This window comes from Bifidobacterium sp. UTBIF-78, assembly GCF_006408945.1.
In the GTDB taxonomy this organism is placed as follows: Bacteria; Actinomycetota; Actinomycetes; order Actinomycetales; family Bifidobacteriaceae; genus Bifidobacterium; species Bifidobacterium myosotis.
On sequence record NZ_JFAO01000023.1, the window covers coordinates 14,951 to 31,576 of the forward strand.

Genomic DNA, 16,626 nt, shown 5'->3' on the forward strand with positions numbered 1-16,626 from the left:
ATCAGACGGCACCGGCGAGGGTTTTAATGTCCACCGGGCAGGAGAGTTGGCTCTTGAGCTTGTCTAGGGCGTTGAGGCCGGCGGTCGGATCCTTGACGGTAGTGCCGGCGGTGCCGTTCGCGGTAGTGCCGTTCTGTCCGTTGGCCGACTGGCCGCCGAGCTGGCCCGCCTGGCCGTTCGTCGTCGTGCCGGTGCCGTCGTTCGCGGCCTGACCATCCGTTTGCGTACCGGTCTGGCCGTTTGCAGTGCCGTTTGCGCTATCGCCCGCAACGCCATCCGCACCGGTGCCGACGCCGGCACCCGTGCCGTCAGTGCCAGCCGCAGCCCCGCCGTTTGCCTGTGCGGCGGCGGAACCCGTGCCGCCGGCGGGACATTCGTCGGTCACCTTGCCGTCCGAGCCGGTTTCGATGCCGTCCTTGTTCACCACCGGCGTGGTCACCACGTCGAGCGGCTGGGTGGCGGTGTTCTTGACGCGCACGGTGAAGGCGATGGTCCGCTCCTCACCCGGCGCAATCCAGTCCTGATCGAACGACAGGTACTGGCGGTCGTACAGCGTGCCGTAATTGGCGCCCCACTTGACCGCATCGGCCTGTACCACGGTGATCTCGCCGCCCACGGGCGCGGTGAGCACCACACGGTACAGCTGGCCGCCGGGAATCTCGGAGTCCGTGCCGCCGGTGATGAATTCGGGGAAGGTCTTGGCCTCCTCCTTGGTCATCGTGTTCCTCATCGTGAACGTCACGGTGTATTCCTCGCCCAGCTGATCGGCCGGAATCGTGCTCACCTGAGTACCGATCACCGGCTGGATGATGCGGTTGTCGAGCGAGCCGGTCGCGGCGGCGTTATCGGCCGCGAACGTGTCCCCGCACGTCTTGGTGACGGTCGTGGTGGTCTTGAGATACCAGTCCTGCTTGCCCTGCTGCAGCTCGGACAGGTAGATGCCGGCCTGCGGCTTGGTCTCATCGGTGGACAGCTCGCCGCCGGCCTTGTCGTCGATGAGGCCGGTGGAGATCAGCGAGTACTGCTCGGCCTGATTCGCCATCCACAGCTTGAGGTGCCCGCCGGCGGACGTTTCGCGCACCGACTTCAGCAGCGCGGAGAGAGTGGAACCGTTGGCGTTGCCCAGCACATGGGTCATGATCTCGTGCGCGGCCTCGGACACGTACTTGTTCTGGTCGTCGAACTTCGGGTGCTCGATGTACAGGTCGTGCAGCATGAACGGCACGGTGGTGTCGCCGTTGAGCACCTTGCCGTCCGAGAGCGTCACCTCGCCGGTGGCGTCGAGCAGCGACTCGAGGAACACCGGGTCGAGGCCGATCACGCCTGCCACGTTCTTGTTCTCATGGCCCTTCTGGTGCAGCCACAGGTACTTGTTGTACTGGGCCACGCGCTGGAATTCCGGGTTGATGGTGGTGGTGGCCGGGTACTCGTCGAAGGTGTGGCCGAAGACGTCGCGCTCCTGATACACGGTGTCGTCCAGCGGCTCATCCGGGATGTCCCAGTTGATTGTCGAGGCGAAATCGCCGATCGTCACTTTGCCGTTGTGTGCGGTCACGGCCGCGATCGTGCCGACCATGCCGCCGGCGGACCGCAGCTCGGCAGGGTTCTGGACGAGCACCAGATACGTGCGCTCCTCGTTCTGGCCCAGCAGCTGCGGCAGCAGGTTGACCAGGTCGTCGTATTCGGTCAGCATCGAATCGACCGTCTTAAGCGCGGTCTTCTCGGTGCTCAGAATCGAAGCCACGCGGCCGATGGTCGGCGTATCGATGGCGTCGAGCCGGGCAATCTGCGCCTTCAGGTCCTTGTGCGTATCGGCCACGATGTTCGGCATGTCCATGAGGGCGCTGACGTCCACCGTGCCGTTCTTCATCGAAAAGCCCTGCAGGCGGCCCGCCAGATTGAGCAAATCGGTGAACGGGCCGTTGACGAGCACATCCACCGAGGCGAGCATCTCGCGCGCGGCGGTGATGTCGTTGCCATAGCGCGTGTGGTCGCGCACGAAGTCCCACTGCGGACCGTTCAGCTCCTCGTTGAGGTTGTTCGTGGCATCAACGAGGTCGAGGGCCATCTCGGACAGGCTCTGGTCGCTGCCACAGCCGAGCGCGGTGTTGGCGAGCCCCTGCGCCGAAGTCAGCACCTCCTGCGCGTTCGACACCATGCGCGCGGCGGACGCGGCGTACAGCGTTACCACACAGGAGACCGCGGCGAACAACGTCATCAGGAACACCACGAGCACGCGGGCCCAAATCGGTGTGCGGGCGAGCAGCGAACGCCCCTTGCGGCCCACATGCTGGGGCGTGCCGAACTTCAGATGGCCGCCGGAGCCGGAGGATACGACGTCCTTATTGACGACGTCCTTATTGATGTGATTCTTGCTGACGCCATCCTTGCCGATGCGATTATCGTCATGAGCCGTGGAACCATGCACATCATGGTCACCGTGGTCACCGGTCGCAGCACCCGCGCCATCCACGCTGTTCGCGCCGTTCGCATCACCTGCACCGCTCACGCTGTCGCCGGGCGTTCCGGACAGGCCCTCCAGCCGGCTGTCATCATCCGCGCGGAAACTCCTGGCGCGACGTCCGTGACGTCCTGAACTGGATCGCATACCCACCTGCCCATCTCACAATCGCACATTCGCACAATCTCGCTCGCTGCAACGCTCCGCGCACAGTCCGCCCACGCACGTTCGTATGCACGCTCGCATGCAAACGCACACGCATATGCCACGCACGCCATACGGCTTCCATATAGCTTCCATGCGGCACACCGCACAGGCAGCGACCAGGCAGCAACATGGCGCACATGGCAGCGCGGCACCCGCATGGCGGCGCGACGACGGCCGGACCCAACAGAGCGCAATCTCTTGACAGTGTACCTACTGCCCCGCAACAGCGGGCAAATCGGGCTGCAAACATGGGCAAATCCGCGCACGACCGCCACATCGCGTTCAGCATGTTCTCAGGGTTCGTTGAGAGGTATAACAGTAATGCGCAAGAAAACGGTCACGATGCGCAGCAATAGTGGGAGCCGTATGATTTGTTCGGCTTAGGAGAACGGGAGAAGTAGCACATGTTCGTCCTCAGCAACGCCTGGCGGGCTTTGATGCGTTCGAAGGGGCGCACGGCCCTTACCGCGTTCGTCACGTTGGCGGTCACGTTCGGCACGGTTGCCGGGCTGGCCATCATTCAGGAAAACACCACCGCACACACCACTACATACGACGCGCAGAAGGCCGATTTGGCCATCCGTCCCACGGCCGCCGCATGGAAGAAGGTCTCGGCCACCGACTCCGCCTCCACCAAGCAGTACATGACGTGGACGAGCTACACCGAGTACGCCACGGCCATCCAACAGGCCACCAGCACGCTTGACTTCACGGTCACGGAGACCGTGCCGGCGCGCGTCTCCGGCGACCTCAAGGCGCTGGACGGCGGCCCTCTGGGCTCCGCCTCGGACAATGAGACCGGCGGTCAGCTCATCTGGCGCGCGTTCTGGACCAAAGACGCCGCCAAGGCCAACGACCTCGGCACCTACACCATCACCGACGGCAAAGCCCTGAGCTACGACAACCAGTCCGACAACCCGGACACGACGGGCGCGCTGGTCTCCGCCGCCTTCGCCAAGGCCAATAACCTCAAGGTGGGCGACAAGTTCAAGGTGGCCGCCGCGGCGGACAAGTCCAAGACCACGGAACTCACGGTGCGCGGCATCTACGAGTACACGGCCGACGCGGCCGCGGACAACCCGGTGGTGACCGCCCGCAACCGCGAGAACGCCATCTACACGAATTACCAGACCTTCTCCAAGGCCGGCCTCGACCCGCAGTCCTCCGACGACTCGGTAAGCGGCTGGGCGCTGCCCGATCTCAACGTGGTGTTCAACATCAGCGACGCCGCCACGTACAAGTCGGTGGTTGACACGCTCAAGAAGTCCAAGCTGCCGGCGGACAGCTTCGCGATCTCCTCCCCCGCGCTCGAGCGGTACACGAAGTCGCTGGCACCGATCGAGACTCTGGCCTCCCGCGCGCAGACCGGCGTGATTCTGCTGCTGTCGGCCGGTGGCGTGGTGCTGCTCGCGCTGGTGCTGCTCGGCGTGTGGACCCGCAAGCGCGACGACGAGATCGGCATGGCGCTGGTCTCGGGCGTCACGCGCGGACGCCTCGGCTGGCAGTTCATGCTTGAGGTGTTCATCACCACGCTGCCGTTCTACGCCATCGGTCTGGTGGGTGGCGCGTTCGCGGCCAAGCCGATTGGCACCGCGCTGGCAGCCGGCCACGCCACGCCCGTGACCTCCGATCTGGTCTGGAAGATGGTCTGGTACGGTCTCGGCGCGATTCTGGTGCTGGCGATTCTGGCCGCGCTGCGTCTGCCCTTCTACGGCGCGGACAAGCTGTTCGCCTCCGACGGCGATTGGGGCACAGTGCGCGAGACCGAAAGCATCGAGGCGGAGTCCGCGGCGGATGCGGCCAACGGCGAATCCACGGGGAAGAATGCGGGCGCCGTGGGCGATGCCGGCAACACGGACAATGCGGACGTCGCGGGCGATGCTGGCAGTACGGACGCCGATACCGACTCGGGCAAGAAGATCACAACGAACGGCACGGCCGCGAAGGCCGACGATGATGCGGAGGCACAGGCATGAGCGACGACAAGAACACCGAGAAGGCCCAGCAGACCGACGCTGCTGCGGATGCGACCGAGAACCAGACGGCGGCCACGGTAAGCGATGCGACGTCCGACGCCGCCGCCGAGCGGACGGATGAGCAGGCACCCGATCAGGCCGCCGGGCAGACGGCCGAGCAGGATGAGGCCACGGATGCCGCCGACGCGGCCGTGGATGATGCGAGCAATACCGGCGATACCGACGATGCCGACGATACTGCAACGACTGAGGCTGCCGACAAGAGCGCGCTGCCGGAATCAGTCCAATTCAGCGTCGTCTTCGACGATGACGACGACAGCGAAGACGACGCAACGGTTAACGCCGGCGGCGACATCTACAGCAGCTTGGCGTCGGCCGAGCAGTCGGTCGCCGATGCCTCCGATGACGGCGAGGCGGAGGAACCCGCCGACGCGGTCATCGATAAGGACGACGTCACGGCGGCGCTGATTGCGGCCGCCACCGGCGCCGACCCGACCAAGGTCAAGGCGGCGGCCGGACTGTCCAAGTCCGCGGCGAAGGTTCCGGACGCCAATGACACGCATGGTGAAGGCCCGAATACTGCGGAAGATGGCCAGTCCACTCAGCAAGGCGGCGATGCGACGGTCAGCTCGGCCAGCGACACCAGTGACGCCAGTGACGCAACCGACGGCACAAGCGCGAGCCCGTCGGCAGGGCATCACCACGCAGCAGATGCCTCGGACACATCGGAAACGGCCGAATCCGCCGGAGCCGCCGACACCGTTGCATCCGCCGACTCCAAGGCTTCCGACGAGCCTACCGAGGCCGAGCGCGACGCCCTTGCCTCGGCCAATGCCTCCGCCGAAGTGACCGAGCGCAACGCCCGTCGCGTCAACGAGACGCTGGCTCTCGCCAAGCGCGACAAGAAGGACGAACTGGCCGATCATGAGGCCTCCGGCGCCAAGAGCGAGCCCACCATGACACTGGCGTCCCGCATCGATCGCGTGCTGGTGGGCGGTGGCGCGGACGACGTGTTGCTCAAAACCTATCCGACATTCGCCCTCAACAAGGTGAGCGTGCAGGACGGCAAGGGCAAAATCGTGCTCGGCGGCGTGGAATTTGCTTGCTATGCCGGCCACGCCTACGCGCTGCTCATCCAGGACGACCCGGATTCGGGCGTGACCGCTGACGTCAAGCGTCGCACGCTGATGGGCGTCATGACCGGGCTGGTACGTCCCACCGCCGGCACGGTGATGAACAAGAGTGCGAACATCGCCGATCTCGAGCCGATTGAGGTGCGAGGGCACCGTCTGGGCATTGTGCCGCAGCTGCATGCTGTGCAGCCGGATCTGGACGCCGAGCAGAACGTGCTGTACGCGATGAACGCCTCAAACCGCAACTTCCTCAAGCCCAAGCCGGTCATCGCGCGTGAGCTGCTGGCCAAGGTGGGCTTCACCGAGGCCACATCCGGTCTGGCTGTCGGCAAGCTGCCGCTGGTGCAACAGCGTCTGGTGGCCATCGCACGCGCGATTAGCACCGAGGCCGAGGTCCTGATTCTGGACGAGCCGACGCGCGGACTCGGCGATGACGACACCGTGACCGTGTTCGCAGCACTGGCCAAGCTGGCTCACAGCGGCGACCCGAAGCATTGCGTGATCGTGCTCACCGCCTCTCGCGAAATCGCCGAGGCTGCCGACACCCTGTTCGAGGTCTGACGGCGTGGCTGTAAGGACCGTCGCAATTCGTCGCTGGACGTCGAACGTTCGATACTGAACCGTACCGAGCGCGAGCATCAGACACCGGATGACGAGAATGGCCGTGGAGTTGCCCCTCCACGGCCATTCTCGTCACTGCCGCAAGTCCATATTCGCCTGTCCGGCAGCTATCTGCTTTGCAAGGGGTACATTCGGCCTCTTGCAAACACGTATCTGCCTTGCGAGGGGTACCTCAATCCGCAAAACCCGAGTATGAACGTTGATATTGTCTCGTTTGTACTCGGGTTTTGCGCGTGCAGGTACCCCTTGCAAAGCAGATACCTGTCCGGGATACGAAGAATGTACCCCTCGCAAGGCAGATACAGTCCCGGCGAGCACGTAAACGATCTTTCCAGCCGCAACGCACTTGCACTACCAATCCAAAAGGCCCGAGCCTGGGTGTCGCGCACACCGTCAGAAGAATGCCGGCCGGCCGCGCTACGCTTGGGGCTGGTTCGACTTACGGATTGGAGCGGGCATCATGAGCGGATATATTCCCACGCTGGAGCAAATCGACGAGCTGCATCACAAGATCGCACCTTCCAAGGAGGCCTACGAGCTGGTGCATACGCATTGCGTGATAGTGGCCACCATCGCCCAGCAGATCGCCCGCCGGCAGAACGCCCTGTTCACGCGCCGCTGCACCCTGCCCAAGGACGCACCGGAGTGGGGTGACCGCGCGGCACAGCATAACGCAGACGACGGTACCCTCGAAACCGTTGCGACCCCGCTTGCCGGCTCGGCAGCCAGCCTGACCGGCACCCCCGATAACCCGACATCCGCTGCCGCCGCCCCGGCGACGCAACCCTCCCCCACTTATCTTGTTCCGCCGACCGGCGGCGTGACCGGAGGCCATGTGCCGCCTCGCCTGATTGACGAGCATCTGGTGCTCATCGGCGGCCTGCTGCACGACATCGGCACCTACCGCGTCTTCAAGCACGACGGCACAGACGGTGAACCGCTGAAATTCAGCGGAAAAAAGTATATCCTCCACGGGCTCAAGGGCTACGAGTACCTGCTCAGCGAAGGCGTGGACGAATCAATCGCGCAGTTCTGCCGCAACCACACCGGCGTGGGGCTTACGCGCGAGGACGTCATCGCCCAGGATCTGCCGCTGCCGCCGGCCGACTATGTGCCGGTGAACCTCGAGCAGGAGGTGGTGATGTACGCCGACAAGTTCCACAGCAAGTCAGTGCCGCCGAAATTCCTGCAGGTCGACGCCTACACCGCTCGTGCCGCGCGATACGGCGAAGCGAACAAGCGCCGCTGGCTCGATCTTGTGGCCAAATACGGCGTGCCGGACATCCTGCTGCTGGCCACCAAGTACCACATGCGCATGATTTGAGCTTGAATCATCTGAACGGAACGATTCAGGTTCAGATGGTTCGAGTCCAGATGGTTCAAGCTCAGACAGTTCAGCTTCAGATGGAACGCAGGCGGAAGGTGCCGTTGCGGTTGGAGGCCACGATCATCTGATCGTTCTCCAGCACGTCCCAGTCGCTCTGGTCGTATCCGGAGGAGGACACGACCACACCGGCCGGGTCGCCGTTCTCGTCCTCGAGCGCGCGGTAGCGCATCACACGGTAATCGGCGGCCTGCTCACCACGGCCGTACTCGTCGTAGATCTCGACGATGCGCGGGCTGGTCTTCTCACGACCGGCAGCGCACAGGGCCACCAGCTGGTCCTCGGACTGGATCATGCAGTTGTAGCTGGACTTCGGATACGCCTGGCGCAGTTCGCGCACGGCCTGCGCCACGGCCTCGTCCAGCGGGAAGCCGAAACCGATGTATTCGAGGATCACCGCGAAGAAGATGGCGGAATCGGAACGGCCGCCGGTGGACAGCAGGATGCTGTGATCCACCGGATAGGAACGGTTGGTCACGATGTTGCGGCCGTTGGCGTCCGAGATGTCGCCGTTGTGGATGAAGCTCAGGCCGTTGGCGTAGAACGGCTGCTGGTTCTCCATGATGAGCGGCAGGTTGGAGCTGGCGAGGCGAAGGTGCCACAGCGCGCCACGGGCGGGCTCGTTGGCGAGCGTCTCGAAGGTGGAGTCGAATCGCGCGGCGACGGTTGACTTGTAGATCTTGGTGCCGGTCTCCGGGGTGGGCGCGCCGCCGTCGCGGATGTACGGAGCTTCGGCGGGGTCGGCGAGCTGCGCCACGCCCCAGCCGTCATTGTGGATTTCAGACAGTTCCTGGAAGTCAGCGGTGTTCTCCGAACCCAAAATGGCGTTGAGGCTCACGTTGAACCCCGCCGTCGCGTATCCCAGTAGTCTGCACATACCTTGACAACCTAGTGGAGCATCATCACGAACGCGCGGACGGGGTTATAGAGATTGCTTATATGGTCTTATTGCGCCTTATTTCGCAGTCTTGGCGGAGCTCTTGCCGGACGGCACTGTAGCCTCGGGTGCGTGAACCAGCCGGCCCAGACCGGAGGTGGTGTCGAGCGGATCGGGCACGGCCGCTGGATCGATCTTGGCGCGGGTGGGCTCGGCGGCAACGCGCGCCCCAGCGGCACCGGCGCCGCGCACGTCGGCGACACCGATGCGCTTCAGGCGGGGCGGACGGCGCGTCGAGACGAACAGCGGCTGGACCTCGACCAGCGGGTTGTACGGCGCCAGTCCGAACCACTTGACCGGCGAGCCGGCCACATGGCGGATGGTGTACTTGACCTGCAGCGAAAGCGCACCCCACGCCGAGACCTTGGATTCGGGCATGAGGGCCTTGTGGATCAGCACGTACCGGATGGTGCCGATGTCCGGATCGGCGTCCACCTTCGGGTACAGCGACTTCTGCTTGGGCAGCTCGCCGGTCTTGGACAGGTCGTGCATGATCTGGTGGATGTACGCCGGGATGGACTGGGACACCTTGAAGCCGAGCCGCATGCGCACGCGGTAGATGTAGCTGGTGCCGAAGTTCTCGACGGAGTACTCGCGGGTGAACGGCTCGTCGGTGGTCTCCACGCTCACCGCCCACCAGGCGCGGGCGCGCTTGGGATGGTCGGCGAAGATCGAGAAGAAGATGTCCGTATCGAGTCGCTTGGTCTCCGAATCGGAGGTCAGGTAGACGATGTTGTCCGCGAAATAGGGGATGCGGAAGTCGCTATGGAGCTTGTCCAGCGCGGGCAGGAAGTCCTGCGGCTGCATGTGGCGACGTTGCGCGCGCTCCAGCTTGGTGCCCTGATCCCAGGTGACCATGACGAACAGAATCGCGATGGTCAGCAGGCAGGTGAACCAGCCGCCGTGCAGGAACTTGGCCATGGACGCCACAAAGAACATGGTCTGGATGGCGAGGAACAGCACGATGAACAGTGCCGCGCCCAGACGACGGCCGTTATGCCACAGGTAGACGCCAAGCAGCACGGTGGTGGTGATCATCGTGATGGTGAGCGCCAGACCGTACGCGGCGGAGATATGCTCCGAATCCTTGAAGATGGCGAGCACGAGCAGCGTGGAGACGCACAGCACGCCGTTGATCACCGGGATGTAGAGCTGGCCGCGCGTGCGGGCCGGGTAACGCACCTGCAGATGCGGCATCCAGTTGAGGCGCGTGGCCTCGGAGACCATCGTGAACGCGCCGGTGATCAGGGCCTGCGAGGCGATCACGCCTGCCGTGACGGAGAGTACGACGGCCAGATAGCGCACGTTCGGGTCCATCATCTGGAAGAACGGGTTGAGCGTCTTCATCGTGTTGAACTCGGGGTTGCGGCTGTTGGCGAGGATCCACGCGCCCTGTCCGAAGTAGTTGCACACGAGCGCCACCTTGATGAACGGCCAGGTGAAGTAGATGTTGCCGCGCCCCACATGGCCCATGTCCGAGTACAGGGCCTCGGCGCCCGTGGTGGACAGGAACACCGTGCCCATCAGCGCAATGCCGGCCTCGTTGTGCGGGCTGAAGAGGAATTTGACGCCGTAGACCGGGTTGAGCGCCGCGAATACCGTCCAGTCGTTGGAGAGGTTCACCAGTCCCACGATGGCGAGGAAGCTGAACCAGATGAGCACGATGGAGCCGAATACGCGGCCGATGCTTTCGGTGCCGCGCGACTGCACGGCGAACAGGATGACGATGATGACCACGGTGATCATCAGCGTGAGGCTGGGGTTCTCATCAAAGACCTGTTCCAATGGTGGCAGCGTTTGCAGACCCTCGACGGCCGAGCTGATGGAGACGGCCGGTGTCAGCACCGAATCGGCGAGGAACGCCGCACCGCCGACCATGGCCGGGATGGCGAGCCATGCGCCGTACCGGCGGATCAGCGAATACAGCGCGAAGATGCCACCTTCGCCGTTGTTGTCGATGCGCATGGCGATCAGCACATATTTCACGGTGGTGATCAGCGTGATGGACCAGAACACGAGCGACAGCATGCCGAGCACGGCCTCGCGGTCCGCATTGCCAAGCCCTCCCTGACCGGAGAGGAACGTCTGCGCGGTGTAGAGCGGCGAGGTGCCGATGTCGCCGTAGACCACGCCGAGCGCCACGATGGCCATGCCGAGCGTGACCTTGTCCGGGCCGGACTGCATCCGCGCCCACCACCGGCCGATACGTCCCCTGGCCGCGGTGCTGGCGAGCTTCTCGGCCTCCTTGTTCTCGGCCTCCTTGAGCTTGGCCAGCGCCTCGCGCTCCTCACGGGTCAGCGTGCGACGCGAGACCTTGGGCGCGTTGGTGAAGGTGTCGGCGCGCAGCAGCGCCTCTTCCTCCTGCTTGAGCTTGCTGGCGCCATCGGCCCCGGACTTGCCGGTTTTGGCTGCCGCTTTGGCGGCCTTGCCAGCGGCCGGCTTGGCAACCGCTTTGCCGGCCCTATTAGCAGCCGGCTTGGCAGCCGAAACCCGGCCGGTCTTGCCTGCCCCGCCAATCTTTCCGGTGACGGACTTCGATGTCTGTGACGCTTCCGTCTCCTTGGGCGCTTGACCGTTCGCCACGCTTCGGTCATTGCGATCGTTGCGCCCGTTGCCTGCCGGCTTAGGGGCGCGCGCGGGTTGATTGTCCGACTCAGCCATACATCCGTCCTCCACGCGGGTTCACACCACAGCCCGCGAACTCCTGCTCTCGTCTAGTGTCCCGCGTCAGCAATTTGTTGATCATCTTCTGGCTCCCCTTGTCAGGACGTTGCCGCGAAGCAAACAGCGGAGCTGTTTGCAGGCGACGTGCGAGCCAACAGGCGAGCCAGCTGGCTGCGCGTGTAGCGCGTCCGTAATTGCCGGACGTGCTGGCCCGCGAAGCGGGACTGAGGGGTAGTCATTTCATCAACAAACTTGCTGAGCGGCATACTGGAGATGCCCTACTTTCGAAAGCCATGGTAGCGCCCTAACGAATTCTTAACAACTTACGCGAATAGGGCGAATTGTCTATTTCTTTCTACTAGCCCTTCTCACTACAAGTTGAGGGTTTCGGCTTCTTGTCTCACCCCAGCCAGCCTCGCTGACAGCCCATCCTGCAATTACGGACGCACTACGTGCGCGACATGCCGGCTCACCTGTCGGCGGCTCACCTGTCGGCTCGCACGTTGCCTACAAACAGCTCCGCTGTTTGCTTCACGGCAACGGTCCCTCAGCGGGGCCAATACCATTCAGACCATTACGAAACAGACCACCAGTGGAACGGATCGCGTCGATGACGTTGCCCCGCGCCTTAGATTCCGTATACCGCGCGGGTCGTGGCCCGGGTGCCACGCGCCACCTCGGCCAGCGGCAGATCGAGCGTGTCGGCCATCGCACGCAACGTGTAGGGAATCATGTACGGCGCGTTCGTCCTGCCCCGGTAGGGCATGGGCGTCAGGTACGGGGCGTCCGTCTCGACCATCGCGTGATCGAGCCCCACGATGCGCAGGGACTCGCGGATGCCGTCGTTGCCCTTGTAGCTCACCGTGCCGGAGAAGCTCAGGTACCAGCCGTGCTCGCGCGCGATCTCGCCCATCTCGCGGTCGCCGGAGTAGGAGTGGAAGACCGTGCGCTCGGGTGCGCCGTCTGCGAGCAGCGTCTCGATGACCTCCTTGTGCGAGTCGCGGTCATGAATCTGCATCGGCAGATTCAGTTCCTTGGCCAGCGCGATATGCGCGCGAAACGCCTCGCGCTGCAGCTCCATGGCCCCCGCGCCGGTGCGGAACAGGTCCATACCGGTTTCACCGATGGCCACCACCTGCTCGGGGTATTGGGTGGCGAGGCGATGCACTTCGGCGAGCGCGTCCTCGAAACTCACGTCGTGATAAGGCTTGTATTTGATCGGCAGCCCATCCGGGCCGGGCACGCCGCGATGACCGTGCAGCACGGCTTCGTTGGGATGAATTGCGAGCGCCGCGTGCACATTACCTGGATGCTCGATCGCCATCTGGACCGCGGTCATCAGGTGCGGCAGCTCGCAACCGCAGTCGATGATACCCCCAACGCCGACAGCCTGCGCCTGCGCAAGCAATTGGTCCACATCGTAGACCGGTACGGCGGGCTGTCCCTTGGCCTGCGCCTCGTGATCCATGGCCCTGGCGAAGGGGATCACGGAGGCCACATGCGTGTGGTTGTCGATGACGTGGGCGTCTGCGGGCAGCGCGTCGGGGGCCGGCGCCCAGCTGCGGTCGCGATGGTGTTTGCTCATGATTCCCCAGTGTATGTCACGAATACATGCCGCGCGCGCCGCTCCGTCGGCCCCGGTCGCGCGGGCGACACAACACGGTCACGTCGAACACGGTCCGTCCGCCCTATGTCGCCTCCGGCCGCGCAGACGACACCGCGCGATCCAGGCCGTCATCAGGAACGTGCAGAAGTCGCCTCCGGTCGCGCGGGCGACATCGTGAAAGGGACTGTATGTACGCGGCTCAACGAACATGCCGCGTACATACAGTCCCTTTGGGGCCGATTTCCGACTGTAAGTACGCGAGTACTTCGTTGAGCCGCGTACTTACAGTCGGTTTCGCCGGATTCAACGCGGATTCAACGCGGAATCGGCGCGAAATCCGACAGAAATCCCGCGAGAATCCGGCGAATTCACCAATCGGCGCCAGTATTCGCCGATCACCGCCAGCAAGCCGCGTACGGCAGGCCGGTCAGATGCTCCACCACGCCGCGCACCTCCGGGTCAACATCCGCTTTGGCGCCGCCGTTGCGCAGACGGGTGGTTTCGGCGAGCAGCACGGCATCAGTGCGCTTGTCAATGACCAAATGGGCGGAGATGATCCAGGCGACGATCATCGCGAACGCGAACCAGCCCAGAAGCACGGCCCCCAGTCCGATCTGCGCCGTCGGGGTCTGCGCGGTTCGCGTGGCGTCGAAGCCGACCGCCCCCAGAATCGCACCCACACAGATGGTGCCGAGTCCGGAACCGAGCTGCCGGCACGAGGCCTGAATGCCCGAGAACGTGGCGGAGCGGTAACGGCGGGTGACGATCTGGTCGATGTCCGCGATGTACGGGAACACGGCCCACGGCAGGTAGCCGCACAACGATTTGAACGCGAAGAACCACAGCGCGCCGACGACGGCGAACACGGTCCAGGCCACGCCCGACACCCGCCCCACCAGCATCCATGCGGCGAACAGCCAGCCCACGCCGATGAGGCAGCCGGCGAAGTTGATCGCGTACAGCTTCTTGGGTCCGATTCGGGTCATGGCCCAGCCGAATACCGGCATCAGCGGCAGCGAGACGGCCGCGCAGGAGAGCAGCAGCGAGGCGAACGCCGCGGTGTGACTCCAGTTGTAGACCACGAAGAACACGAAGGTCTGGCCGAACACGTCCATCGAGACCTGCACGAGCAGGTAGATGGACAGATGCTTGCGGAATTCCTTGATTCTCAGCGTGGTGGCGTATTCGCGCAGCACCTTGACCGCGCGGCGCATCCAGCCTGCCGCGCCGATATGGCCGTCATGCCGCTCGCCGCGCGCCCATGCGCCGAAGCCCGCGGCCTCCGGGGTCATCTCCCATGTGGAACGCCAGCAGGCGAACACGGCGAGCGCGAACAGCACGGTGGTGCCGATGGTGAAGATCATGTAGCCGGTGGGCGTGCGCTCCCCCACCACGGCCAGCACCAGACTGCCGGCCAGCGGGATGAGCGTGCCCGCGCCGGTGGAGATGAACAGTCGCACGGTGGACAGCTTGGTGCGGCTGTTGAAATCCGGCGTCATTTCGCCGGGCAGCGGGTTGTAGGCGGTCTGGAACAGCTGCGCGAGCACCACCCAGAACACGTAGACGAGCGCGTACACCGCCACCGGGAAGCCCGGAATCCACAGGAACACGCCCACGAGCAGCATCGGTCCGATGATCATGAGCAGGAAGCGGCGACGGCCGAACCTGCGGCCAAGGCTGTAACGGTAGAGATTGTCATCGAAGACGCCGAACACCAGCGCAGCCACGGCACTGATGAGCGCGCTCAGGCCGATCACCGACTGTGCGGTGGCGATGGACATCCCACAGAACGTAGTCCAGAACAGGGAAAGATAGGTAGCGATGATGGTGAGCTGGCCGCCGCCGTAGAAGTCGCCGATGCCAAAGCCAATAGCCTCGCGCAACGTGATTTTGCGCGGACCGGTGCCGTCCAGCGCCGCCCGTAGCGCGTGGCTGTCAACCTCCGCCATGATTCCCCGCTTTCGCATCGCGCGGCACACGCCCGGCACATACCGCTACCTGACCAGCTTATTGGCCAAAGGCGACGACGTCGTTTCGGCACGGCAGCCGGCGACACGGCTCGCCCCGGCACCTTGCCTTCGGGCCTACCCCTGGTCCTGCCGCCGCTCGCCCACCGACCGGCGCACGATGATCGACGTATCCACGAGGGTGACGGAATCCGAGGCCTCGTCCTCGTTGCGCACGCCGAGTTCGGTAAGCCGTTCCATGAGCTGGGCGTCCGCCGGATTGCGGAATCCGCCGGCCTCCCGGCCGAGCAGCAGCCGGACCGCGGCCTGGCCGAGTTGGGCGCGCGGGATGCGGATCGAGGTGATCGGCGGCGTGACCACCGGTGCGATGAGTGTGTTGTCGAAGCCGATCACGGAAACGTCGTCCGGCACCCGCACGCCGTCCGCGCCGAGGCGGAGCACGATGCCGGCGGCGATGAGGTCGTTATACGTGATGACGGCCGTGGGCTTGGAGCCCTCCAGCGCCAGCGCCGCCTGATATCCGCCCTCCACGGTGGCATGCACCGGGCCGATCTGGTTCACGCGGAATCCCATCCGTTGCCCCACCTCGTGCAGGCAGGACCATCGCGACTGGTTGGCCCACGAGGCGCTCGGCCCGGACACATACGTGATGGCGGTGTGATGGTACCGACGCAGCAGACTCAGCGCCCGCACCACGCCGATGCGCGGGTCGGGCACCACGCTGGGCACGCCGTCCACGGGCCGGTTGAGCACGACCAGCGGCATGCGCTTCGCATAGTTGCGGATGAAGTCGATGCTGGGCGAGTCGGAGGCGAGGATGATGCCGTCCACCTTGCCTTCGAGATGGGTGAGCATCTGCTGGGTGCGGGCCTGCGATTGGCCGGTTTCGATGATGCTGACGGCGCTGTCCGACTCCACTGCCGTGACCTGCGCACCTTTGAGGATCTGCGAGGAGATGCCGTCGGCCGTGTCCTTGACGACGAGCGCGATGATGCCGCCTTCCACGCCTCGTTCGGCGCGCTGCCGCGCACCGCCGCCGGCGCGGGAGGATGCGACGTTCGCGCGCGGTACGGCCGTGCCGCCGCGACGGGATTCCGTATCGTATGGCTGCAGCCGTCCGTTCTCGTTCGCGGTTTGCGAGCCGGACGACAGAGCCGCTGACGATGAGGGGAGCGTACCGGGACCCGTCGCCGATGCCGGCATACGCTCGCCGGCAGTGGCGGACGCCCCGACGGAACCGGCCGGCCGGTGGGCGTCGCCGGCGTCATCGGAGCCGTCATGAGAGCCGATGTCGTCGGCGGACGCAGTGCCGTACATGCCCGCGGAGGCCGCTCCGAGGACGGCGTTGCCGGCACTGCGGCGTCTCGGATTCGGCCGATATCCAAGCCGTTCGGCCACCGCGCGAACATGCTCCACGGTCTGGAAGTTCACGCGGTCGGGATTGCCGAACACACGGGAAACGGTGGAGATGGCCACGCCGGCCTCCTCGGCCACATCAGCCAGACGGACACGGTCCGTCGCCTTGCGTTGGGTCATCGTCACCGCCCTCTCAATGCCTTAAGCAGATATATAGTATCTGGGCTCCCCTCACAGATGGGAGCTGTCAGAGCCCCTTGGATTTTAGTTTGCTGATTTCTCTGGGCTCCCCTCAGAGAGGGGAACCCAGAGAA

At 64.6% G+C, this 16,626-nt stretch carries 8 protein-coding genes and 1 pseudogene; 3 read left to right on the forward strand and 6 right to left on the reverse strand.

Going from position 1 to position 16,626, the window contains the following annotated elements:
• Position 1 precedes the first annotated feature (1 nt).
• Positions 2-2,287, reverse strand: a complete 2,286-nt coding sequence (locus BG22_RS06175) for a DUF4012 domain-containing protein (protein ID WP_181163417.1) — start codon at positions 2,285-2,287, stop codon at positions 2-4.
• A 785-nt stretch (positions 2,288-3,072) separates the two neighbouring features.
• On the opposite strand from BG22_RS06175, the gene BG22_RS06180 reads away from it, so the two are divergent.
• From BG22_RS06180 to BG22_RS06190, 3 genes and pseudogenes are all read left to right on the forward strand, one after another.
• Positions 3,073-4,644, forward strand: coding sequence for an ABC transporter permease (locus BG22_RS06180; RefSeq protein ID WP_140494153.1), 1,572 nt, complete (start codon positions 3,073-3,075; stop codon positions 4,642-4,644).
• Positions 4,645-5,432: 788 nt separating this feature from the next.
• A pseudogene (locus tag BG22_RS06185) lies at positions 5,433-6,338 on the forward strand (ATP-binding cassette domain-containing protein); the annotation flags it as partial.
• Positions 6,339-6,858: 520 nt separating this feature from the next.
• Complete coding sequence (locus tag BG22_RS06190) at positions 6,859-7,722, forward strand: HD domain-containing protein (RefSeq protein WP_140494155.1); 864 nt, start codon at positions 6,859-6,861, stop codon at positions 7,720-7,722.
• A gap of 76 nt (positions 7,723-7,798) precedes the next feature.
• Here BG22_RS06190 and BG22_RS06195 read toward each other — a convergent pair whose 3' ends face one another.
• The 5 genes from BG22_RS06195 to BG22_RS06215 form a co-directional block, all read right to left on the reverse strand.
• Complete coding sequence (locus tag BG22_RS06195) at positions 7,799-8,659, reverse strand: class II glutamine amidotransferase (protein WP_140494157.1); 861 nt, start codon at positions 8,657-8,659, stop codon at positions 7,799-7,801.
• A gap of 78 nt (positions 8,660-8,737) precedes the next feature.
• The gene (locus tag BG22_RS06200) at positions 8,738-11,236 is read right to left on the reverse strand and encodes a KUP/HAK/KT family potassium transporter (RefSeq protein ID WP_181163418.1); all 2,499 of its coding nucleotides are present in this window, start codon (positions 11,234-11,236) and stop codon (positions 8,738-8,740) included.
• Positions 11,237-12,011: 775 nt separating this feature from the next.
• Positions 12,012-12,968, reverse strand: coding sequence for a TatD family hydrolase (locus BG22_RS06205; protein ID WP_140494159.1), 957 nt, complete (start codon positions 12,966-12,968; stop codon positions 12,012-12,014).
• A gap of 416 nt (positions 12,969-13,384) precedes the next feature.
• Entirely contained in the window at positions 13,385-14,938 is a 1,554-nt protein-coding gene (locus BG22_RS06210) for an MFS transporter (protein WP_219846931.1), read from the reverse strand.
• Between the two features lie 135 nt (positions 14,939-15,073).
• Positions 15,074-16,492: a LacI family DNA-binding transcriptional regulator gene (locus BG22_RS06215; RefSeq protein ID WP_140494161.1), complete on the reverse strand. Its 1,419-nt coding sequence runs from the start codon at positions 16,490-16,492 to the stop codon at positions 15,074-15,076.
• Positions 16,493-16,626: the final 134 nt, after the last annotated feature.